At 59.7% G+C, this 21304-nt stretch carries 22 protein-coding genes; 8 read left to right on the plus strand and 14 right to left on the minus strand.

The window, feature by feature from the left end; all coding sequences use genetic code 11:
• Positions 1-24 precede the first annotated feature (24 nt).
• The 4 genes from QN370_RS04640 to QN370_RS04655 all read right to left on the minus strand — a co-directional run bounded on the left by QN370_RS04640 (position 25) and on the right by QN370_RS04655 (position 1716).
• Positions 25-654 (minus strand): chemotaxis protein CheW, encoded by a 630-nt coding sequence (locus QN370_RS04640; protein ID WP_322126386.1) that lies wholly within the window; start codon positions 652-654, stop codon positions 25-27.
• Positions 620-985 carry a response regulator transcription factor gene (locus QN370_RS04645; RefSeq protein WP_322126385.1) on the minus strand — a complete coding sequence of 122 codons (366 nt, stop codon included), beginning with the start codon at positions 983-985 and terminating at the stop codon, positions 620-622. The genes QN370_RS04640 and QN370_RS04645 overlap by 35 nt, the downstream gene beginning before the upstream one ends.
• On the minus strand, positions 985-1416 hold the full coding sequence (locus QN370_RS04650; RefSeq protein WP_322126384.1) for a response regulator: 432 nt from the start codon (positions 1414-1416) through the stop codon (positions 985-987). Before QN370_RS04650 ends, QN370_RS04645 begins: the two co-directional genes overlap by 1 nt.
• A 147-nt stretch (positions 1417-1563) precedes the next feature.
• Positions 1564-1716: a rubredoxin gene (locus QN370_RS04655; RefSeq protein ID WP_322127204.1), complete on the minus strand. Its 153-nt coding sequence runs from the start codon at positions 1714-1716 to the stop codon at positions 1564-1566.
• Positions 1717-1826: 110 nt separating this feature from the next.
• Between QN370_RS04655 and QN370_RS04660 the strand changes: the two genes are divergently transcribed.
• The 6 genes from QN370_RS04660 (at position 1827) to QN370_RS04685 (ending at position 7144) form a co-directional block, all read left to right on the plus strand.
• Positions 1827-2717 (plus strand): hydroxymethylpyrimidine/phosphomethylpyrimidine kinase, encoded by an 891-nt coding sequence (locus QN370_RS04660; protein WP_322126383.1) that lies wholly within the window; start codon positions 1827-1829, stop codon positions 2715-2717.
• Between the two features lie 26 nt (positions 2718-2743).
• The gene (hemL, locus tag QN370_RS04665; protein WP_322126382.1) at positions 2744-4033 is read left to right on the plus strand and encodes a glutamate-1-semialdehyde 2,1-aminomutase; all 1290 of its coding nucleotides are present in this window, start codon (positions 2744-2746) and stop codon (positions 4031-4033) included.
• 132 nt (positions 4034-4165) lie between these two features.
• The gene (locus QN370_RS04670) at positions 4166-4486 is read left to right on the plus strand and encodes a hypothetical protein (RefSeq protein ID WP_322126381.1); all 321 of its coding nucleotides are present in this window, start codon (positions 4166-4168) and stop codon (positions 4484-4486) included.
• Between the two features lie 67 nt (positions 4487-4553).
• On the plus strand, positions 4554-6110 hold the full coding sequence (locus tag QN370_RS04675; RefSeq protein ID WP_322126380.1) for a TerC family protein: 1557 nt from the start codon (positions 4554-4556) through the stop codon (positions 6108-6110).
• Between the two features lie 67 nt (positions 6111-6177).
• Positions 6178-6498, plus strand: a complete 321-nt coding sequence (locus QN370_RS04680) for a helix-turn-helix transcriptional regulator (RefSeq protein WP_322126379.1) — start codon at positions 6178-6180, stop codon at positions 6496-6498.
• 43 nt (positions 6499-6541) lie between these two features.
• Positions 6542-7144 carry a HipA domain-containing protein gene (locus QN370_RS04685; protein WP_323581683.1) on the plus strand — a complete coding sequence of 201 codons (603 nt, stop codon included), beginning with the start codon at positions 6542-6544 and terminating at the stop codon, positions 7142-7144.
• Positions 7145-7192: 48 nt separating this feature from the next.
• Here the strand turns inward: QN370_RS04685 and mtgA are convergent, their stop codons facing one another.
• The 7 genes from mtgA to mpl are packed head-to-tail and all read right to left on the minus strand — an operon-like array spanning position 7193 to position 14323.
• On the minus strand, positions 7193-7888 hold the full coding sequence (mtgA, locus tag QN370_RS04690; protein WP_323581682.1) for a monofunctional biosynthetic peptidoglycan transglycosylase: 696 nt from the start codon (positions 7886-7888) through the stop codon (positions 7193-7195).
• Positions 7885-8724 (minus strand): shikimate dehydrogenase, encoded by an 840-nt coding sequence (gene aroE / locus QN370_RS04695; protein ID WP_322126378.1) that lies wholly within the window; start codon positions 8722-8724, stop codon positions 7885-7887. Before aroE ends, mtgA begins: the two co-directional genes overlap by 4 nt.
• An 11-nt stretch (positions 8725-8735) precedes the next feature.
• Positions 8736-9629 (minus strand): TonB family protein, encoded by an 894-nt coding sequence (locus tag QN370_RS04700; RefSeq protein WP_322126377.1) that lies wholly within the window; start codon positions 9627-9629, stop codon positions 8736-8738.
• A gap of 35 nt (positions 9630-9664) precedes the next feature.
• Complete coding sequence (locus QN370_RS04705; protein WP_322126376.1) at positions 9665-11725, minus strand: ribonuclease catalytic domain-containing protein; 2061 nt, start codon at positions 11723-11725, stop codon at positions 9665-9667.
• Between the two features lie 59 nt (positions 11726-11784).
• Positions 11785-12354, minus strand: coding sequence for a chorismate--pyruvate lyase family protein (locus QN370_RS04710; RefSeq protein ID WP_322126375.1), 570 nt, complete (start codon positions 12352-12354; stop codon positions 11785-11787).
• Complete coding sequence (locus QN370_RS04715; protein WP_322126374.1) at positions 12351-12932, minus strand: YqiA/YcfP family alpha/beta fold hydrolase; 582 nt, start codon at positions 12930-12932, stop codon at positions 12351-12353. The genes QN370_RS04710 and QN370_RS04715 overlap by 4 nt, the downstream gene beginning before the upstream one ends.
• Positions 12929-14323, minus strand: coding sequence for a UDP-N-acetylmuramate:L-alanyl-gamma-D-glutamyl-meso-diaminopimelate ligase (mpl, locus tag QN370_RS04720; protein ID WP_322126373.1), 1395 nt, complete (start codon positions 14321-14323; stop codon positions 12929-12931). Before mpl ends, QN370_RS04715 begins: the two co-directional genes overlap by 4 nt.
• Positions 14324-14457: 134 nt before the next feature.
• Here mpl and QN370_RS04725 point away from each other — a divergent pair, with 134 nt between their 5' ends.
• Complete coding sequence (locus tag QN370_RS04725; RefSeq protein ID WP_322126372.1) at positions 14458-15948, plus strand: NAD-dependent succinate-semialdehyde dehydrogenase; 1491 nt, start codon at positions 14458-14460, stop codon at positions 15946-15948.
• A gap of 61 nt (positions 15949-16009) precedes the next feature.
• Here the strand turns inward: QN370_RS04725 and QN370_RS04730 are convergent, their stop codons facing one another.
• From QN370_RS04730 to QN370_RS04740, 3 genes are all read right to left on the minus strand, one after another.
• Positions 16010-16801, minus strand: coding sequence for a hypothetical protein (locus QN370_RS04730; protein WP_322126371.1), 792 nt, complete (start codon positions 16799-16801; stop codon positions 16010-16012).
• 211 nt (positions 16802-17012) lie between these two features.
• Positions 17013-19505, minus strand: a complete 2493-nt coding sequence (gene mdoH / locus QN370_RS04735; protein ID WP_416172130.1) for a glucans biosynthesis glucosyltransferase MdoH — start codon at positions 19503-19505, stop codon at positions 17013-17015.
• A complete protein-coding gene (locus QN370_RS04740; RefSeq protein ID WP_416172111.1) occupies positions 19478-21025 on the minus strand; it encodes a glucan biosynthesis protein G in 1548 nt (515 codons plus the stop codon). The genes mdoH and QN370_RS04740 overlap by 28 nt, the downstream gene beginning before the upstream one ends.
• Here QN370_RS04740 and QN370_RS04745 point away from each other — a divergent pair.
• Positions 20976-21272: a hypothetical protein gene (locus QN370_RS04745; protein ID WP_322126369.1), complete on the plus strand. Its 297-nt coding sequence runs from the start codon at positions 20976-20978 to the stop codon at positions 21270-21272. The genes QN370_RS04740 and QN370_RS04745 overlap by 50 nt on opposite strands.
• Positions 21273-21304: the final 32 nt, after the last annotated feature.

A 21304-nucleotide genomic window follows, 5' to 3' on the forward strand; every position in this document is an offset into this window, starting at 1 on the left:
AACGGTGCGCCTATGCCCTGACCATCATGTGCCAACTTGAAGAAACTGCGGGTCCGCGATGAGCAAGGACACATCGAGCTGTCGCCACACGATGCCATCGGCATCGTGGTAGCGGCACGCCGCTTGCTGACCGACGGGATCGCCGTGCAATGTCATCGCGCCGACATCGCGCAAACCCATCACGCGCGACACCAGTACCGCACCGTTGAAAGAGAACGACGGTCCGAAAGCGATGATGCGTGCCTGTTTGTCGATGACCGTGGCCGCCTGGCCGTACCATTGCGCCAGGTCCACCACACTCATCAGGCTGCCACGCACATTGACCAATCCGAGAAACCACGACTGCGTCAGCGGAACCGGGGCGATCGCACCGACAGCCACGATCTCCCCGGCCTCACGCAAGCTCAACAGACAATGCTCGGACCCGATCTGCACACCTAGCTGGCGGGTCTGTTCGTGCTCTCCAGTGCGAGCCTCCTCCATCCGCACCGCCAGTTGCGACTGGAAATCGCGCATGCGTTGACGCCGCGCTGCCGCATCCGGTTTTCGATAACTACGCTCGATGCGATCCGGTGCCTTGGGTATCAACTCGATATCGGACATGATCATGACTTCCGGGCTAGCCAAGCGCTGCAATTTTAGCCAGCAGCTCATGCGGATCAATCGGCTTGACGATGTAGTCGCGTGCGCCCTGGCGCAATCCCCAGATGCGGTCAGTTTCCTGACCTTTGCTGGTACAAATGATGATCGGCACGTCCTTGGTTTCCGGATCGCGTGAAATCGAGCGAGTCACCTGAAAGCCATTTTGGCCAGGCATCACGATATCCATCAGGATCAGTTGCGGCTTGTCGACCTTGATCTTGAGCAGCGCTTCTTCGCCATTTTCGGCTGTTGCAACTGAAAATCCGCTTTTTACCAGCACTTCGGTCAGGAAGTAACGTTCAGTCGGGGAATCATCAACGATCAGGATTTTGTGGATGGCCATTAGCGACTTTCAGGTAGAACCAGAACTGGTTGACCAGACGCGGCAAATTCACGCACGATTTTCAGCAAGCTGTCTTTAGTAAATGGTTTGGTCAGGTACGCATCGGAACCGACCAGTGTGCCGCGGGCCCGATCAAATAAACCATCCTTGGAGGACAGCATGATGACCGGCGTGGCATGGAATCGCGCACTCTTTTTGATCAATGCGCAGGTCTGATAACCGTCTAGACGAGGCATCAAGATATCGCAGAAGATTAGTGCGGGCCGGGTATCGCTCATCTTGGCCAGCGCATCGAAACCGTCTTCGGCGAGTACTACCTGGTAACCGGCCTGTCCAAGGAAAATTTCGGCAGAACGCCTGATCGTGCTGCTGTCATCAATCACCATGATTTTGAGACTGGCGTTTTCCGGCGATTCGGGAGCTGTTGTCATGGTGTGATCTCAATTAACTTGGACCAATATAAATCGCAACTCAACGAAAAAGCAAGATGCTTTTGACCAACTTTTAACATAGCTTGCCGATTATCAAATTGCGCCCCGCAGAGGCAGCGCAACTGTCTGCAACTAGTCACATACTGATCAGATTGTCACCATCTCGAAATCCTCCTTGCGGGCACCGCACTCCGGGCAGGTCCAGTTCATTGGCACATCGGCCCAACGGGTTCCTGCTGCGATACCTTCTTCGGGCAAACCTGCCTCCTCGTCATACACCCATCCACAAATCAGGCACATCCATGTCTGATAGTCCTGCTTTGCTGCCTCGTCCGGCGTTGCGTTGTTACTCACAGTTGGCTGCCCTTCAATCAAGTAAAATGCGAAGTCGCCATCTTAATCTACCCGCCGTGCAAATCCAAACTTCTCCCATTGTCCTTTCCTTCGGTGCCGCCGATCCCATTGGTGCCATCGGCATTCAGGCCGACATTGCCGCGTTCGCTGCAATGGGCTGTCATGGCTTGTCAGTGGTCACTGCGCTGATCATCAGCGACACCACCAAAATCGAAGACATGGAGATCACCGAATCGGACTGGGTCTCCGATCAGGCCCGCGTCGTCCTCGAAGACATGGCGGTGGCCGCCTTCAAGGTCGGGGCTGTCGGCAGTATCGAAAACGTCTCGGTCATCGCCGAGATCGTGTCCGACTATCCGGAAATCCCGCTCATCCTCGATCCGTTCATCACCGCCATCCCCGATGATGTGCAGGACGGTGACGATGTCGTGATGGCCATCCGCGAGTTACTGCTGCCGCAAGCGACGCTGCTGCTGCTGTCGGCCGGCGAGCTCGACCAACTGGCCGAAACCTGGCGCGAACCGACCAGCGAAGACACCCTCGAGATCGATGCGCTGCACGTCATCGAGCTGGGTTGCGCCTTCCTGCTGGTGACTGGCACGCCGGGTGCGGTCAATGAAGTAACCAATACGCTTTACAGCGACGGCGGCGTGATCCGGCAGGACAGCTGGCCGCGTCTGCCGGGCGCGTTCACCGGTGCCGGCTCGACCATGTCGGCAGCTATTGCCGCGCTGATGGCAAATGGACTGGAAGCCCCGGAAGCGGTTTTCGAGGCGCAGGAATTCACCCATGCTGCCCTGCTCGGTGCCCAGCGCCTGGGCATGGGCAAGCTGATTCCGGACCGCTATTTCTGGGCGCGCGAAACGACGCAGGATATCGACGTTGATGCCGACGCTTCTGCCAACGCTTCTGCCAGCGTTGATGCCGACGCAGCGCCCCCACACTGATTTTTTACTGAATGCCGATGCCACTGATGAGTTCCAATAACGACACCCTGTTCGCCCGCGCACAACTGACCACGCCAGGCGGCGTGAATTCGCCGGTACGCGCCTTTCGTTCGGTCGGCGGTACGCCGCGCTTCGTTACCCGCGCCAGCGGCCCGTATTTCTGGGATGCCGACGACAGGCGCTACACCGACTACATCGGCTCATGGGGCCCGGCCATCGTCGGCCATGCCCATCCGGTCGTGATCAAGGCGGTGCAGGATGCCGCCGCGCTGGGCCTGAGTTTCGGCGCGCCCACCGAAGGCGAAGTGCTGATGGCAGAAGAAATCTGCCGGCTGGTGCCGTCGATCGAACAAGTCCGGCTGGTCTCCAGCGGCACCGAAGCAACGATGAGTGCGTTACGTCTGGCACGCGGCGCAACCGGTCGCGACAAGATCATCAAATTCGAGGGCTGTTATCACGGCCATGCCGATTCGCTGCTGGTGAAAGCCGGCAGTGGCTTGCTGACCTTCGGCAATCCGACCTCGGCCGGCGTGCCGCAGGACTTCGTCAAGCACACGCTGGTCCTCGACTACAACAATCCGGAACAACTCGAACAGGCTTTCCGCGACATGGGTAACGAGATCGCCTGCGTGATCGTCGAACCGGTTGCCGGCAACATGAACCTGATCAAGGCCACGCCGGAATTCCTGTCGACGATGCGCCGGCTTTGCACCGAATACGGCACCGTGCTGATTTTCGATGAGGTGATGTCCGGATTCCGGGTCGCACTCGGTGGCGCGCAGTCAATCTACGGCATCGTGCCGGACCTGACGGCGCTGGGCAAGGTCATCGGCGGCGGCTTGCCGGTGGCGGCGTTCGGTGGACGGGCCGATCTGATGCAACAGATGTCACCGGTTGGCGCGGTCTATCAGGCCGGCACGCTGTCGGGCAACCCGGTGGCCGTGGCCGCCGGGATGGCGACGCTCAAGCTGATTCAGGTGCCGGGCTTTTACGAAGGACTGTCCGCACAAACGCTGCGTCTGGTACAAGGCCTGACGGCCGCCGCCGCCGAACACGGCATCGCGTTTTGCGCCGATTCTATCGGCGGCATGTTCGGCATGTATTTTTCAGCCCAGGTACCGGACAGTTTTGCCGCGATGATGGCCACCGACAAGACCCGGTTCAATACGTTTTTCCATCGCATGCTGGACCACGGCGTGTATTTTGCCCCGGCCGCGTTTGAAGCCGGCTTTGTGTCGGCGCAGCACGACGATGCGGTCATTGACGAGACCATCGCCGCAGCGCGCATCGTCTTCGAAGACCTGGCCCTGAGCTAATCGGCCGAGCTTCCGGTGGTGCCGAAACTTGCGACGGGATCGGTACCGAACCACCGGGCGCTGGAAAACGCAATCAAAGCTCAGGCCGCAATTGTGGTTATACTCATTGCCTCCTTAACCCCGCCAGAGTTTATGCGACGAGTATTCGTCCTGTGCCTGATGTGCCTGCTTCCGTTGCAATTGCTCGCCGACGGATTCAACTTCCCCGCCCCTGCTCATCTGCCTGCAGTCGAGAATGCTTCGTCCTGCCCGCAGCTTGTTGTCGACGACGATGCCAACCTGCCCCTTGCCAGCGCTGACCTGAGTGCAGTAACCAGTCCGACTACTTCCTGCCTGCGCAGCGCCGAGACCGTGACGCGCTCGCCGGCCTATGTACCGACGACACCGCGCGATCTGTTTTTCCCGGTACCGAAACCGCCGCCACGGCGCACCCTCCTCCGCTTCAAACTCTGACTTCCGGACTGCTCCGGTCTGCGCCAGCGCGCGCATTATTTCTCTCTCTTATTGCACAAGGCATCACATGGAATGGCTTTTCGACCCCACTATCTGGGTAGGCTTGTTGACGCTTGTCGTTCTTGAAATCGTACTCGGCATCGACAACCTGATTTTTATCGCGATCCTGGCGGACAAGGTTCCGCCGCACCAGCGCGACAAGGCACGCCTGATCGGCCTGTCACTGGCGATGATCATGCGCCTCGGTTTGCTGACAATGATTTCCTGGCTGGTGACACTAACCACGCCGCTGTTTTCGCTCGGCCCGCTGGCCTTCTCCGGACGCGACCTGATCCTGCTGCTGGGTGGTCTGTTTCTGCTTTTCAAGGCCACCATGGAATTACATGAGCGCCTCGAAGGGGTCACCCATGTGCAAAGCGGCCCGCGAGTCTATGTCAGCCTCGGCGTGGTCATTGCCCAGATCGTCGTGCTCGATGCGGTGTTCTCGCTCGATGCCGTTATTACCGCCGTCGGCATGGTCGACGAACTCGGCGTGATGATGGCCGCCGTCGTCATTTCGATGGCCATCATGATTCTGGCGTCGAAGCCACTGACCCGCTTCGTCAATGCGCATCCGACCGTGGTCGTGTTATGCCTGAGCTTTTTGCTGATGATCGGCCTGAGCCTGGTCGCCGAAGGTCTCGGCTTCAAGATTCCGAAAGGTTATTTGTATGCGGCGATCGGTTTCTCGATCGTGATCGAATTTTTCAACCAGCTCATGCAGCGTAACTACATGCGCAAGGCAGCGCACCTGACCTTGCGTGACCGCACCGCCGAAGCAATCCTGCGCTTGCTGGGCAGCCGCACCCGCGCTGAACAGAGCGAGCAGGCTGCCAGCACCGAACAGGTCACCGAACCGGCGACCTTCGGTGCCGAAGAACGCAACATGGTCAGCGGTGTACTGAGTCTGGCTGAACGTTCAATCCGCTCAATCATGACGCCACGCTCGGAGATGTCGTGGATTAACCTCGATGAAGACGCCGAGGCAATCCGGCGCCAGATCCTCGACACCCCGCACAGCACCTTCCCGGTATCGCGCGGTGAAATGGATAACATCATCGGCGTTGCCCGCGCCAAGGATCTGATCGGTGACCTCGATCTCAACGGCAGGATCGACGAACACAGCAGCGTGCACCCGCCTATCATCCTGCCGGACTCGGTCGGCGTGATGAAGGCCATGGAAGAACTCAAGCGTTCGTCCGGGAAACTGATTGTGGTGACGGATGAATACGGCACCCTGCAGGGACTGGTCACACCACACGACATCCTCGAAGCCATTGCTGGCGAATTCCCTGACGAAGACGAGCAACCGACCGTGCAACTGCTGGCCGACAACCACTGGCAGGTCGCCGGCAGCGCCGATTTGCGCTACCTCGAACAGGTACTGGAAACGAATGTACTTGTCACCGCCGACGACGACTACACGTCAATCGCCGGCTTCCTGCTGGCGCGCTTTGCGACTTTGCCGGCGATTGGCGACGCGATCGAACTCGATCGCCTGCGCTTTGAGATTGCGGCAATGCTGGACCGCCGGATTGCGACGGTGCTGATCAGCCGGGTGGAAATGAGTCCGCTATCAGGTTGACCAAGAGCCTGTATCGAAATAGCAAACTATAATTGCTTTTTTCGACGAAATAGACAATTCTGGTTACATGTCTACACAACGTCCCGTCGCCTCCCCACTACCGGCCGTCGTCGCGCGCAACCTGCGCCAGCTCGGCGAACATCTGCGCATTGCACGCAAGCGTCGCAAGCAATCGCTGGCGGCATTTGCCGAACGCATGCAAGTCTCGATCCCGACCTTGCGCAAGCTCGAAGCAGGCGATCCGGCAGTATCGATGGCGTCCTATGCGACCGCGTTATGGCTGGTTGGGCGGGTCCAGTATCTGGGGGAGATTGCCAATCCGGAAGCCGACGAGACAGCCCTGCTGACGGAATTGCGGACAATCAAAAAGGGAAAGGCAGGGGCGTGATGACAGCCTGGAAACCGGATGGGGATGTGCTGCATGTCTGGGTCTGAAGTACGCCAGCCTGTGTGGCATTACCGTTGCGGCTTCCGAATTGATCACCCTGGCCGGTCAGCATGTGCTTCTGGTCCGACGCTTTGACCGGGATGCCGGTACACGTATCCATTTCGCCAGTGCCAGGACCCTGCTCATCGCCGACGGACTCCGGAAAGGCGACATGGGGTATGCCGATCTGGCCGACGTGTTGCGCCGCGAGGCACGCGCACCGCAAGCCAACTGCCAGCAACTGTTCCGGCGCATGGTCTTCAACCTCCTGATCGAAAACACCGATGATCATGAAAAGAACCACGCGCTGCTGTTCCAGCAAGGTCATTGGAATTTATCCCCGGCATTTGACTTGCAACCGCAATTACTGGGAGTGGGATACCAGTCGCTACGACTGGGCAAACAGGGTGCGCAAGCGCTGCTGTCAAACGCGCTGTCCGATTGCGGACGTTTCATGCTGACGTCCGATGAAGCAAGCCACATCGCGCATGACGTGCTGGCGCAGGTGCGGCAGTGGGAACAGGTGTTTGTGCGCTGTGGCGTGAGCAATGCAGACATCAATGCCTGCCGCAGCTTTATCTTGCGTGCGTCGGTGTTGGCGGGATAGCGAACAAAAACCTGCCATAAAACGATTACAGCGTCCGACAACTACCACTCAAGGCAACTCCGCCGACCCCATCCGCCGCAAGATCAACCCGGTCCGTCCAGCCAGATAACCGGAACCGCGATTCTTGTCGTAGAACCTTGGCCGTGGCAGCATGCCGGCCAGCCGCGCGGCCTGGCTGGCACCGAGGCCGGCTGCCGACACGCGAAAATAATGCTGCGATGCCGCTTCGGCACCGAACACGCCCACACCCAGCTCGATGACGTTCAGATAAATTTCAAAAATGCGCTCCTTGTCCATCAGGAACTCGAGCATGTAGGTAATGAGCAGTTCCTGACCCTTGCGCACATAGCTGCGCTCGCCCGACAGGAACAGGTTCTTGGCCAGTTGCTGGGTAATGGTCGAGCCACCGGAGACGACTCTGCCTTTGCGGGTGTTTTTTTCGTAGGCTTTTTGCAAGGCGTCCCAATCGACGCCCTCGTGTTCGGAGAAATGGGCATCTTCCGAGGCGATGATTGCGCGCTTGAGATTGTTCGAGATGCGGTTGTACGGCACCCATGTGTACTGGATCTTGAAGTCGGGGTTTTTTTCGCGCAGCGCTGATTCCTGCTCGCGCATGAAACTGGTCGAACCGGGGTTGTGGTCAACCCACCACCAGATTTGCAGGAAAAAATACGCCTGGATTGCCAGCACCATGATCAGCGGCACAACGACCAGCAACAGAATGAACTTGCGCAACGTCTTCATGTGCCAAGCGCCGAACGCAAATCCGCCAGTACGCTAGCCGTGTCGGGACGCACGCCACGCCAGAGCAGGAACGATTCAGCGGCTTGCTCGACCAGCATGCCGAGGCCATCACGCACCGTCGCGCCGTGCCGGGCCGCAAAGTGCAGGAAGATAGTCGGTTGGGCACCGTACATCATGTCGTAGGCCAGTGTGTGTGGCCCGAACAGGCTGCCGGCAATCGGCGGCAACGCGTCGGCCAGACTCGCCGCCGTCGCATTGATCACGAGATCAAACTGACCGTCGAGGGCGTCGAATGTCTGCGCCACAATCGGTCCCTGTGAGGCGAATTGCCCGGCCAGCGTGACGGCTTTGTCGCTGCTGCGGTTGGCAATCACCAGTTGCGCCGGTTGCTCTGCCAGCAGCGGCAAGATAACGCCGCGCGCGGCACCGCCGGCACCCAGCAGCAAGACTCGCTTGCCCTGCACCGCGACACCCGCATTGACGACAATATCGGTGACCAGGCCGGCACCGTCGGTGTTGTCGCCAAAGATACCCGCGGCGTCAAAGCGTAGCGTGTTGACGGCACCAGAGGCCCGGGCCCGCTCGCTCAGAATCGTCGCCAGGGAAAATGCCTCAATCTTGAATGGCACGGTCACGTTGGCACCCCGGCCACCCTGCGCCATCAGCGCACGCACCGTCGCCTCGAAGCCATCGAGCGGTGCCAGCAGCGGCTCGTAGGTCAACTCCTGCTGCGTCTGGCGGGCGAAGGCCACGTGGATGTCAGGCGATTTGCTGTGGGCAATCGGATGGCCGATGACGGCGTAACGCTCTGCGGCGCGAATGGGAGAGGGAGTCAACGGGAAAATCCTTAATTGTTGCCACCGCGTAGTTCTGCCTCAAGCGAGTCTTCACGGGTGAATTTAAAGCGGGTGATGATCTCCCAGACATCGTCCTTGCCGGAAGAACGCATGTTGGGCGGGAATTGTCCGAACGGTGCCGCACGCCGCACGATGCGCAGTGCCGCATTGTCCAGATCAGGATTGCCCGAGGACCGTTCGACCCGCGGGCCGCCGTCGCGCTCGTAGATCGTGCCATCCTGATAGACGGGGATATACAGCACCAGTTCGCCGTACAGTTTCTTGCCATCCTTCTGCGGAAAATTGAATGTGCCCCGCTTTTCGACCCGATCCTGCAATGCCTTGTAGTACATGGCATAACCGACTTCACGGGTATTGGGCGTGATCTGGGTTTTTTTCGGACGCTTGTTGTACTCCTCGATATTGCGGGCGATTTCGGCTTCACGCCGGGCGATCGCCTTGCTGCTGTCCTGCTGGTCAGTGCCGTCCGGTTGCGGTGGCCGCTTGAGTTGTTCAAGATCGGACAAGGACGGAATGACCAGCGCGGTCGGCTTGTTGATCTGCGTGAGCAATTTACGTTGTGCCTGTTCGAGCTCGGCAGCACGACGTCGGGTTGCCTGCACGCTATCGCCATCCTGGGTGCGACGCAAATCAGGCAATGGCGACTTGGTGCGCCCGGACTCGGCATTGCCACCCCCATCGAGATTGGCTTGCGCCAGCACGTCGGCTTGCAGCGGCGGCTTCTTGTGCTTGGCATTGACCAGAATGACCTCAAGGCCCGGGTCATCCGGCTTTTGCCGGAGCAACTCGGGTGCAGTGAAACGCACGGCCAACAATGCGCCATGCACCAGCACCGAAATGGCGATGGCGATGGTCAGGATAGGATTGCGCAGAGGTAGCTTCACAGGCAGTCGGGCAGTGATATCAGTAAGAAATGATTCTACGGTAAAGGTTGCGCATCGCCGGGCACGATTCCATCGACCAGTGGTGCCGCATCGACAATCGTCACCAGATCGGTCGCGATGCCGGACTCGGCTTCTGCTTCGGCATTGACCTCATCGGCATTCTCTTCGACTTCTTCATCACCCAGATCGTCGACTACGGTGGGCACCACTTCGATCAGCCGCGCCTCGACACTCAGATCCACTTCATCCCAGCGCGCCAGATCGAGCACGACTTGCGTTCCGCGCGGCAGCACCTGCATGCCGGGCAGCTTGATGACCAGCGGCAGATCGGCCAGTCGCAGGATTTCATCCTTGAGCACCACCGCATCAAGCCGGTGTGACGCTTGCTGGGCGAGCCAGCGCAGGCACCAGTAGCGCTCCATGTTTGACTGGAACTCGTTGTAGGCACCGTAGGCGGCATCGAAGGCCGAGACGATGGCAAACAGATCGGCATCACGCGGCTTGAACGGTGCTGCCAGGGGTGCCATGACGCCGTGTTCGACGCAGGCCAGAATTTGCCACTGGTTGACGAGGTCGGTGTAGCGGCGCAGCGGTGACGTGCTCCATGCGTACTGATCGACGCCCAGACCCTGATGCGGTGCCGCGTGCGTGACCATGCGAACCGCCATCTTGGTAGCCCAGCCGCCGCTGCCGCCACCTTGCGCGCGGTAGATACCGGGCACGCCGCTGTCGTTCATCAGCTTGCCCCAGGTGCTGTTGGCAAAGATCATCAGTTCGGCGACCAGCTTGTCGAGCGGCGCACCACGCTTGCGTTTGGAAATCGTGACCACATCGTCATCGACGTAAAAATTGAAATCTACCCGGTTGTTCTGCTCGGGCCGCAAACCGAAGCCTTCGCGCTTGGCCATCCGGCCCTGCTCCAGCACCAGCGCCCATTGCCAGATCAGCGCGATGTCGGCCTTGTGCGGATACTCGCCAGTGCCTGCCGCCAGATTTTCTTCGGTAACGAATTCATCGAGCGTGTTGTGACGCAGGTTGGCGGCGATCGGCACAGCCTCGGCAAGGGTTTCGGTCTTGATGACCGACCAGTCGGCCGGGTTCAGTGTCGCGTACAGCGAGACGGCCGGACAGGTTTTGCCCTCGGCCAGCGTGAATGATTGCACCAGATCGTCCGGCAGCATCGTGATTTTGTCGCCGGGCATGTAGACCGTCGACATCCGTGCGCGGGCGATCGCATCAATCGCATCGTCGCGCTGGATACCGAGCGCTGGCGCAGCGATGTGGATACCGATTCGCACGGTGCCATCAGCCAGCGTCGTGACCGAGAACGCATCATCGATTTCGGTGGTGGTGACATCATCGATCGAAAAAGCCTGCACGTCCGCCACCGGCAGCTTGGGCGCAGCGGGAATCGTGAAGGCCGGGAACGCCAGCCCCTTCGGAAATTGCTCGAACAGGAAGCGCTCGAAGTGCAACTGCTTGGCGGATTCCAGCCCGCCACAAGCCAGCATCAGCCGTGGCGCGGTAGTTTGCAGTTCGTTGCAAGCTGCTTCGAGCGCCTTGTATTCGAGGCTGTTCTTGTCGGGCTTGAACAGTAATTGCCGTACCAGCGGCCGCATTGATTCGGGCAGCGTCTGCGCCTTGAGCTGCTCGACGAACTGCGCTTGCACGATGGCCTGCTGCTTTTTCTTTTCGATCCCGGCTTGCGCGGCTTTCAGGGCCGTTTCAGGCGCGGCCTTGTAGCGGCCCTTGCCCTTCTTGTAGAAATAGATCGGCGAGCTATGCAACAGAAACAGCAACCCGGCAGATTGCTCCGGTTGCGGTGCCTTGCCGAAGTATTCGACGGCCAGGTCGGCAAAGCCGAATTCTTCTTCGCCGGCCACTTCCCACAGAAAATCGAGATCGATCTCGTCACACACGCCTTTGGCGGCGACGATCAGTTCTTGCGGTGCCGGAGCGGCGAACTGCAACAGCACGTCGCGGACCTTGACCTTGGTGCGCTTGCCCGATTGCATCTCGACCTGATAGGCCTCGCCGGCTTGCGACATCATCACACCGGCCTTGAAATCGCCGGATTCTTCAAAAAATAAATTCATTAATCACTTTGCGTAGAGAAGCGGGAATGTCTGCGCGATCTGGCGCGGGCCGAAATCGGCTAAACCGTTATTGTGCCATCGCCGACCGGCACCAGCCCAACAATCGCCGGCAAGAAAATTTCGCAGACCAGCAGGATGCCGTGCCGGCGCCGGTACAGACAACGCCGCGCCAGCAAGTCCGGTTGCGCACCGAGCGTCGCCACCAGCCGGCGCATCAGCGGATGACGTGACGACAAGCGGGCAAATTCCAGCGCGCCGCGCTGCACCAGCGGATCGCCAAACAGCGTGCTGCCAAGCGAGCGTTCGCCCAGACTGCCGAACAGTGGCCAGTCGCTTGCCGTCGCCGTCAGCGGCACGCTGGTATGCGCAAATACCACCGGCTGGCCATCGCATTCGAGCACCACATTGCGCTGCTGCACCAGTACCCGGCGCGGCAATTGCAGGATGCGCTGCTCGTCGAGCGCCACCAGTCCGCGCGCCTGCCGGATCCGGCGCACCCGAAAATACCGGCTGTGCGCGATCAGCTGCGCCGTCAGCGAACCGGACTCGGTCAGCCACGTGCGCTGTTGCGGTGTCGGGTCGAGTGCATTGACATGCGTCGACCACTGGGCCAGCGCGACCGCAGTCACGCCGATCCTGGACGACGGTCGCAAAAAGCCAGTACTGCATCGACATAATCGGCAAACTCGCTGATGCCATGGTCGCTGCCCTCGATCACATGCTGCATGGCACCCGGATAGTGGGCCACCATCTGGTGCCAGTCGAGCACCTCATCGCCGGTCGCCGCCAGCAACAGGTAGCGCGAGGGCTGCGTGATCTGCGCGACGCCAATGGCCTCGAGCTCGTCGATGTACTCGGGCTTGAACTCGAACGGTTCATCCGAATGGAACTGGGTCGTGCTGCCGATGTACTTGCCAAGATCGTGCAACGGCGTAACTGCAGGGTTGAGCAGGACAGCGCGGCAACCCAGCTGTTCGGCCAGCTTGGTCGCATAGAATCCGCCGAGCGACGAGCCGATCACGCTCAATGTAGCCGGGTCCATCCCGGCGACAAGTTGCTGCGCGAGGTTGATCGCTGCGCGCGGCGAGGCCGGCAATTGCGGACAAATGAACTCGGCGGAGCGACCGAGCGCTTGCAGGCGCTGCGCCATCACGCGTGCCTTGAATGACTGCGGCGACGAGCGAAATCCGTGCAGGTACAGAATCATCGCGGCACCAGCGCCAGCGCATCCAGGATTTTCTGGTGGATACCACCGAAACCGCCGTTACTCATCACCAGAATCTGGTCACCGGGACGCGCCGCCGCGACGATCGCCGCGACCAGTTCGGGCAAGTCGTCGAACGCCTGCGCCTTCTGGCCCAGCGGTGCGAGGGCCTCGGCCAGATTCCAGCCGAGCGCGTTCTTGCCGTCACCTTTGGCACCGTAGCCGAACACCAGATCGGCTTCGGACAGACTGCCGGGCAGCGCACTTTTCATGGTGCCGAGCTTCATCGTGTTCGAGCGTGGCTCCAGTACGGCAAGGATGCGCGCCGCACCGACGGCCTGCCGCAAGCCAGCCACCGTGGTCGTGATCGCCGTCGGGTGATGGGCGAAGTCATCGAAGACCCGGATCGCATTGACTTCGCCGCGCAACTCCATGCGCCGGCGCACGTTCTGGAACGCTCCCAGCGAAGCAATTGCCTGCGCAATCGGCACGCCGACATGGCGCGCCGCCGCAATCGCTGCCAGCGCATTCATGCGGTTGTGTTCGCCATTGAGCATCCAGTGCACAGTGCCTTGCGGCTGGCCATTGAAGATGACCGTGAAGCTGCCGTCGCCGTGCTCCTCGATCTGCCAGCCCGTCGCGCTATCGACACTGCCGCCGAACCATTCGATCTCGCTCCAGCAGCCACGCTCGATCACCGTGTGCAGCGCCGCTTCGCGCTGGTTCACCAGCAGGCGACCGATGCGCGGCACGGTGCGCACGAGGTGATGGAACTGGGTTTCGATGGCACCAAGATCAGGGAAGATATCGGCATGATCGTATTCGAGATTGTTGAGTACGACGGTGCGGGCGCGGTAATGAACAAACTTGCTGCGCTTGTCGAAAAATGCGGTGTCGTATTCATCGGCTTCGATGACGAAGAACGCCGAGTCGCCACCGTCACCGGCCAGGCGTGCCGAAATACCGAAGTTCAGCGGCACGCCGCCGATCAGGAATCCCGGCTCGTAGCCAGCGTCTTCCAGAATCCAGGCCAGCATGGATGCAGTGGTGGTCTTGCCGTGCGTGCCGGCCACCGCCAGCACCCAGCGGTCCTTCAGAATATGTTCGCCGATCCATTGCGGGCCAGAGGTGTACGGCAGGCCGCGATCGAGGATGGCTTCCATCAGCGCGTTGCCGCGACTGACGACATTGCCGATGACAAACAGGTCGGGTTCCAGCGAGATCTGTTCCGGATCAAATCCTTCAATCAGTTCGATACCCTGCTCTTGCAATTGGGTGCTCATTGGCGGATAGACGTTGGTATCGCAACCCGTCACGCGATGGCCGGCTTGTCGCGCCAGGACTGCCAGGCCACCCATGAAGGTGCCGCAGATGCCGAGAATATGGATGTGCATGGGATCTCAACAAATTGGAATAAACCGATTTTACCCGACGCGCCACCCGCCAGGCCGACGACGATTAATCAGCGCGATGGCACAGGCTTTCGGTTATCCTCATGCCACAACAAAATACTCAACGGAGCCCATCCATGTCACAAGACGCCGCAAGACAGCCTGCCCTGCCACTGACCCTCAACGACCCGACCCTGCTGCGCCAGCACGCTTATCTCAATGGCGAATGGATCAGCGGCACCCGCAGTTTTGCCGTCACTAATCCAGTGGATGATGCGGTGCTCGGTACCGTGCCCAACCTCGGTCCGGCCGAAGCACAGCAAGCCATCGATGCCGCCGCTGCCGCCTTCCCCGCCTGGTCAAAAAAGACCGGCAAGGAACGCGCAGCCATCCTGCGCAAGTGGTTCGACCTGATGCTGGTCCATGCCGACGACCTCGCTGCCATCATGACTGCCGAACAAGGCAAGCCGCTGGCCGAAGCCAAAGGTGAAGTGATGTACGGTGCCAGTTTCCTCGAATGGTTTGCCGAAGAAGCCAAGCGGGTTTCCGGCGACGTGATGGCCTCGACCTGGAGCGACAAGCGCATGGTCGTGCTCAAGCAGCCGATCGGCGTATGCGCCTCGATCACCCCGTGGAATTTCCCGATCGCGATGATTACCCGCAAGGTCGCGCCAGCAGTCGCTGCGGGCTGCACCATCGTCATCAAGCCGGCCGAGCAGACTCCGCTGTCGGCGCTGGCACTGGCCGAACTGGCGCATCGCGCCGGCTTGCCGGCTGGCGTCATCAACATCGTCACGGCGGATGCCGACCACTCGGTCGAAGTCGGCAAGGTGCTGTGCGCCAGTCCGCTGGTACGTCATCTGTCGTTCACCGGCTCAACCCCGGTCGGCCGCATCCTGATGCAGCAATCGGCGCCGACCGTCAAGAAACTGGCGCTTGAACTGGGCGGCCATGCGCCGTTCATCGTGTTCGACGATGCCGACCTTGATGCCGCCGTCGAAGGGGCATTGCAGTCGAAATACCGCAATGCCGGCCAGACCTGCGTCTGCACCAACCGCTTCTATGCACATGAATCGATCTATGACCGCTTCGTTGAAAAACTGGCAGCTGGCGCAGCGAAAATCCAGGTTGGAGATGGCTCCTCCGCAGGCGTGGTACAGGGTCCGTTAATCGATGACCAGGCCATCGCCAAGGTCGAAGATCATGTGCGCGATGCGCTGGCCAAGGGTGCGACGCTGGTCACCGGCGGCAAGGTGCATGCACTGGGCGGCACCTTCTACGAACCGACAGTGCTGTCGAACGTCACGGCCGACATGAAAATCATGCACGAAGAGACCTTCGGGCCGGTCGCGGCAGTCGTGCGTTTTTCGAGCGAGCAGGAAGTCGTCGCGGCCGCCAACGATACCGATTTCGGGCTGGCCAGCTATTTCTATTCACGCGATATCGGGCGGGTCTGGCGCGTTGCCGAGGCGCTTGAATATGGCATGGTCGGCATCAACACCGGACTGATCTCCAATGAAGTCGCACCGTTCGGTGGCGTCAAGCAATCGGGCCTCGGCCGCGAAGGTTCGCGTTACGGGATGGATGAGTATCTGGAGATCAAATACCTGTGCATGGGCGGGATTTGATTCTTTCCAGATCATTGCCAGATCAATGACACGGCTCGTTTGAGCCGTGGTCGGTGCAATATCAGAGTGACTTCAACGGCACGCTGACGATTGCCTTGAGCACCCAGCGGTCACTCGCCGGCGTCAACCCGCGACCCACACCGAGATTGACATCCCAGCCATGGATGTCGGTATCAATGACGCCAAACAGCGTCTGGCTCTGCTGGTTCAGATGGCCAAGATGCTTGATCTGCCCAAAACCGTTGTAACTCTCCGCCCCCACCTCGTAACCCGCATCGGTCTTGTAAGCCAGCTTGGAATCGACACCCAACATCGCCGGCCCGGCAACCGGTCCCGCGATTTTCCAGTCGATGTTCGGATTGGCCGCCATCGTCCAGCGTGTGGTGCGGTAACCGATGATGCCCTTGAGCTGGCCATTCCACGGGTTTTGATCGAGGCGGTGTGCTACCCGACCGACTTCCAGATTCGCTCCCCAGAAATATGCTTGTCCCTCGTATTTCGGCGCAATGAACTTGAGACGGATTTTTTCACCATCCACCGAGGTCATGCCACCCGGACCGATCGAGGTCAGCAAATATGCGCCGAGGTCCAGCGTCGGTGTCAGACCGACCGACAATTCCGGCGTCAGGCGAAACACCTTGCCGGGAGCCTGGGCACCCGGATAGTCCGGCGTGCGATTGCCCTTGACGACGTAATTGCTGTGAACATCCAGACCAAACGCACCAGGAGCATTCATTTCGTCCATGTAGACCTGGATTTCTTCGGAAGCGGCGTAAGCGTGACTGGCGCTAGCGCCAACTAGCAGCAGGCCGATCAGGCGGGACAGAGGGGTGTTGCGAGGGAAGTGATTCATTGCGAGGCTCGGTGAAAAGATGGAAGCGGATGAGCAGGATACTGGTATGCATTCTGCTGATTATGTTAACAAAAAGAAATTTATTAACCATCATGCCACCGCCCCGATTTTCACGTATTTTAAGGAATTTACCTAAAGGCAATTCCCGTTACTCCCTTTACACTGTGTCGAAACCACTGGACGCGATCGCCTTCGACAAGGCGACCGCAGGCTAACCGGCAGCAATCAAATCACGCCATTGCGAATGTGCGTGCGGTGCGCTCCACACGTCCAGATGCAACTGCGACAGCACCAGCGGATCCTGCAGCAGCAGCCGGGTTTGTTGCGGCGTCAGCGCGTCCGCACCCTGCTCCAGCGCTGTCAGGGCCAGCGCTGCATGACTGGCTTGCGCGGCGGCAGGCAAGCCCGGACGCGCAGTCGCGCAGGCACACACCAGCGCATTGAGTTGCGGATCGACGACCGCATCGGCGAAGGTCGGTGCCGGCGCGGTCGCGGCGAGGTAAGCCGTGGTGGCGCGCAGCTCCGGTGGCGGTTTGATTTCTTCGGGAATCACAAACAGGCCGAGGCGTCGCAAGCGCCGTCCCAGCGATACCCGGCTTGACAGCACCGACAACGGAATCGACAACGCCAGCGAGCCGACGATCGGCATCAGCCACCACAGAAAGCCCGGCTCCAGCCAGTACACGCCCGCGCCCCAGACCAGACCGAGCAGCGACTGCAGGCCATGCTTGCGGACAGCTTCGGCCCAGCTGGTTTCGGTATCGCCACGCGGTGGCGATTTCCAGTGCATTTCCCAGCCGAGAAAAGCCGCCGTCACAAAACGCGTATGAAACAGCATGCGTACCGGGGCCAGCAAGGCCGAGAACACCAGCTCGATCAGCATTCCAAGGAACAGCCGCAGCGTGCCGCCGTAACGCTTCGCGCCCTGCAGCGCAATAAGCGCCACGCTCATCAGCTTGGGCAGAAACAGGAGCGTCGCCGTCGCGGTAAATAAGGCCAGTGCTTTTTCGGGATGCCATTCGGGCCAGGTCGGAAACAACTGGCGCGGCATCGTGAAATACTCGGGCACCATCAAGGTATGCGCCGCCAGCATGCCGGTCGACAACGCCAGAAACAGAAACCACAACGGTGCCGACAGGTAAGCCATCACGCCGGTGGCAAACACGGTGCGATGGACCGGATGCATGCCATGCGCCATGAACAGGCGGAAGTTCATCAGGTTGCCATGGCACCAGCGCCGGTCACGCTTGAGTTCATCGAGCAGATTGGGCGGCATTTCTTCGTAGCTGCCCGGCAGGTCATAGGCAATCCAGACCGCCCAGCCGGCGCGTCGCATCAACGCGGCTTCGACAAAATCATGCGACAGGATGTCGCCGGACAAGCCGCCGGTTCCCGGCAGCGGTGCCAGCGCGCAATGGCGCATGAACGGTGCAAGCCGGATGATCGCGTTGTGGCCCCAGTAATGGGATTCGCCCAGCTGCCAGTAATGCAGGCCAGCCGTGAACAGCGGACCATAAATCCGCGTCGAAAATTGCTGGATACGCGCGTACAGCGTATCGCGGCCGGAGGCACGCGGCGCGGTCTGGATGATGCCGGTACCGGGATTGGCTTCCATCAGTCGTACCAGCGAGGTCAGACAGGACCCGCTCATTACGCTGTCGGCATCGAGCACGATCATGTAACGGTAGCTGGCACCCCAGCGCCGGCAGAAGTTATCGATATTGCCGCTCTTGCGCTTGACGCGCAATTGGCGATGCCGGTAAAAAATCTGCGCGCTGCCGTCGACATCGCGGCAAAGCTGCTGCCAGGCGGCCAGCTCGGCAACGCACAGATCGGGGTCGCTGCTATCGCTCAGGACAAAGAAGTCAAATTGCGCCAGCGCATCGCTCCGCCTGACCGAATCGACTGTCGCCCGCAAACCGGCAAAGACCCGGCCGACATCTTCGTTGCAGATTGGCATGACGATGGCGGTGCGCGCCGCAGCCTCGACGGGGCTACCCGCATCGCTTGATGAAATCAGGTAGCGGTCGCCCCGGCGCAGCAGCACCAGAAAACCCGCCATCGCTGTCCAGAACCCGACCGACACCCAGCCGAACAGAATGGCAAACAACGCCAGTGTCACCATTTCCATCGGCTTGGCACCGTGATACGGCAATACTTCACTCATGAAATAGGTGGCCATGCCGCCCTGGCTAATCATCAGCAACAGCAACACAATGCGCCGTATGCTGCCGCCACGCTGCCAGTTACTGCGCGGATCAGGCGCATCAGCCGAGCTTGGCCCGCGGCGAACTTCCTGCGAGGCGCGATCGTACCGGCCGGTCATCGAATGAAACCAGCGCACCAGCGGATTGAGCTCGCCCCATGGCTGGGGAACCATCGAGGTCCGCTTGAGCGCAGGCGTTGTCGGCATGATCTTGCCTCCGACGCGGCGCTCGGTGCCGATCGCTGGCCCGCCCGCCAGGTGCAGCCGTGCAGCGACCGATGAATACGCTGATCCATAAGCCGGATAGTCGGCATGACGGTCACCGGCCAGCTCGGCATGGATTGCCTGCATCGCTGATTGCGGATCGCCAGCAGCGGCCACCGCTTCCAGCGCGCACCGTTGTGACGGTGTCAGCTGCAGCCGGTCCAGATAGGCGGTGCATTGCGCATCAAGCGGGGCCAGGAGAGGGTTCAGTTGGGCGGCAATATGTAGCTCCAGGTTTCTGATAGGACTTCTTTGCCGTTGCGCAGATGGGCGGTCAGTTCGACCGGTTTGGTGTCGTCGTTGCGGTCAAGCCGCACGGCGATACGCCAACCACCTGTGACTTCATTACGGTACGTATTGGATTCCATCAATTTGCCGTTGGCATCAATGGTGACGGCACCTTCGAGCTTGGTGTCGGCCGGCAATTTCTTGAAAGCCGGGCCATCGAAATCGACAATCAACGCGATACTGCCATCGACTTTTTTGGCGTAGCCGTGACCACGCCGGGTCTGCGTCACCCAGGCATTCGGCGGCTGCGTTTCGGACTCTTTTTCCCAGCGCATCGTGTACTCGACGTTGTACGGCTGCCCCGGTTTCGGCATCAGTTCCGGCACCCAGAAGGCCACCGCGTTATCGTTGGTTTCATCGGCAGTGGGCAACTGAACCAATTCGATACGGCCCTTGCCCCATTTTCCGGTCGGTTTTATCCAGACGCTGGGCCGTTTTTCGTAGCGCGCTTCAAGGTCCTGAAAGCTGGAAAAATTGCGCTCGCGCTGCATCATGCCGAAACCCTTCGGACTGTCGAGCGCAAACGAGGTCACCAGCAAACGCTTCGGATTGACCAGCGGTCGCCAGATCCATTCGTCGCTGCCGGTCTGCACCGATACGCCGTCCGAATCATGCACTTCGGGACGGTAATCCTCGACCGGCGCACGCTGATTTTCACCGTAGAAGTACATGCTGGTCAGCGGCGCAATCCCGAGTGTCGTCACGTTTTCGCGCAGGAACAGCTGCGCCTTGACATCGACCTCCGTATCGTTACCGGGCTTGATGGTGAAGCGATAGGCCCCGGTCGCGCGACGCGAATCCAGTAGTGCATAAATCGTCATTTCCTTATCGTTGCCCCGAGGACGCACTAGCCAGAATTCGGAAAACTGCGGAAACTCCTCACCGGAATTTTGCGCCGTATCAATCGCCAAACCACGCGCTGACGCACCGTACGCCTGCCCTTTGCCAAGCGCCCGGAAATAACTGGCACCCAGAAACACGACGACCTCGTCCTTGTATTTTTTTGAGTTCAGCGCCGTATGCACGCGAAACCCGGCAAAACCGAGCTGGGCAAGCTGCGCCGGATCAGTCGGGTTCTTACCGTAATTGAAGGACCGTGGATCGAATTTGATCTCGCGCACTCTTTTCTGAATCACTTCGTTGATCTTCACCGGATGATCGTAAAACAAGCCTTGATGAAAAAAAGCCACCTCGAAAGGCAGCTTGGCGCTGCGCCACAGCGACTTGTCCATGTCGAAACGGATGTCGCGGTACTGGTCGTAGCTGAGGTCATCGACTGCCTTGGGCAAATTGGTGGCCGGTTTTTTATAGCTACTCTGCGATAGCACCTTGGCGCGCTGGGCCACATCGGCAAAATCAAAGGCATACGCGCTGGACCCTGCCAGCGCTGACGAGAGTGCCAGCAGCAAGGCAAGCATGGACCAGAAAGAAAAAACGGAGTGTGACGGCCGTGTTGTTGAATGCATGAATATCCCGTGGAAAACTGTGATTGATGCGCTGACGGCGGCAGGACAAACCGCAGCGACGGGTGCAATGAGAAGTGGATTAGTTCACGACATTGACTTTTCGTTCCCTTGGGAGATGCCGCAGTGTTCACCGGCAAAATTGAATGGCAAAGGCATATTAACCGCGTTATCTCTGCCTGGAATGGAAATAACGTTAATTGTTACCTCCCAAAACCAACAAGAATTAAGCATCAACAACCAGCTTTAACACCGCACGAAAAAACAGGTCGACAATCTCTT

This window comes from Actimicrobium sp. CCI2.3 (assembly GCF_035019065.1).
Lineage (GTDB): Bacteria > Pseudomonadota > Gammaproteobacteria > Burkholderiales > Burkholderiaceae_D > Actimicrobium.

Bases quoted from the DNA above. Each gene is read 5' to 3' on its own strand.
- QN370_RS04680 (WP_322126379.1), top strand. From the start codon at position 6,178: ATGTCTACACAACGTCCCGTCGCCTCCCCACTACCGGCCGTCGTCGCG.
- mtgA (WP_323581682.1), bottom strand. From the start codon at position 7,888: ATGAAGACGTTGCGCAAGTTCATTCTGTTGCTGGTCGTTGTGCCGCTG.
- mpl (WP_322126373.1), bottom strand. From the start codon at position 14,323: ATGCACATCCATATTCTCGGCATCTGCGGCACCTTCATGGGTGGCCTG.
- QN370_RS04645 (WP_322126385.1), bottom strand. From the start codon at position 985: ATGGCCATCCACAAAATCCTGATCGTTGATGATTCCCCGACTGAACGT.
- QN370_RS04675 (WP_322126380.1), top strand. From the start codon at position 4,554: ATGGAATGGCTTTTCGACCCCACTATCTGGGTAGGCTTGTTGACGCTT.
- QN370_RS04730 (WP_322126371.1), bottom strand. From the start codon at position 16,801: ATGAATCACTTCCCTCGCAACACCCCTCTGTCCCGCCTGATCGGCCTG.
- QN370_RS04715 (WP_322126374.1), bottom strand. From the start codon at position 12,932: ATGATTCTGTACCTGCACGGATTTCGCTCGTCGCCGCAGTCATTCAAG.
- QN370_RS04640 (WP_322126386.1), bottom strand. From the start codon at position 654: ATGAGCTGCTGGCTAAAATTGCAGCGCTTGGCTAGCCCGGAAGTCATG.
- QN370_RS04745 (WP_322126369.1), top strand. From the start codon at position 20,976: ATGGACCAGAAAGAAAAAACGGAGTGTGACGGCCGTGTTGTTGAATGC.
- QN370_RS04705 (WP_322126376.1), bottom strand. From the start codon at position 11,725: ATGAATTTATTTTTTGAAGAATCCGGCGATTTCAAGGCCGGTGTGATG.
- hemL (WP_322126382.1), top strand. From the start codon at position 2,744: ATGAGTTCCAATAACGACACCCTGTTCGCCCGCGCACAACTGACCACG.
- QN370_RS04740 (WP_416172111.1), bottom strand. From the start codon at position 21,025: ATGCATTCAACAACACGGCCGTCACACTCCGTTTTTTCTTTCTGGTCC.
- QN370_RS04655 (WP_322127204.1), bottom strand. From the start codon at position 1,716: ATGTGCCTGATTTGTGGATGGGTGTATGACGAGGAGGCAGGTTTGCCC.
- QN370_RS04670 (WP_322126381.1), top strand. From the start codon at position 4,166: ATGCGACGAGTATTCGTCCTGTGCCTGATGTGCCTGCTTCCGTTGCAA.
- QN370_RS04650 (WP_322126384.1), bottom strand. From the start codon at position 1,416: ATGACAACAGCTCCCGAATCGCCGGAAAACGCCAGTCTCAAAATCATG.
- QN370_RS04725 (WP_322126372.1), top strand. From the start codon at position 14,458: ATGTCACAAGACGCCGCAAGACAGCCTGCCCTGCCACTGACCCTCAAC.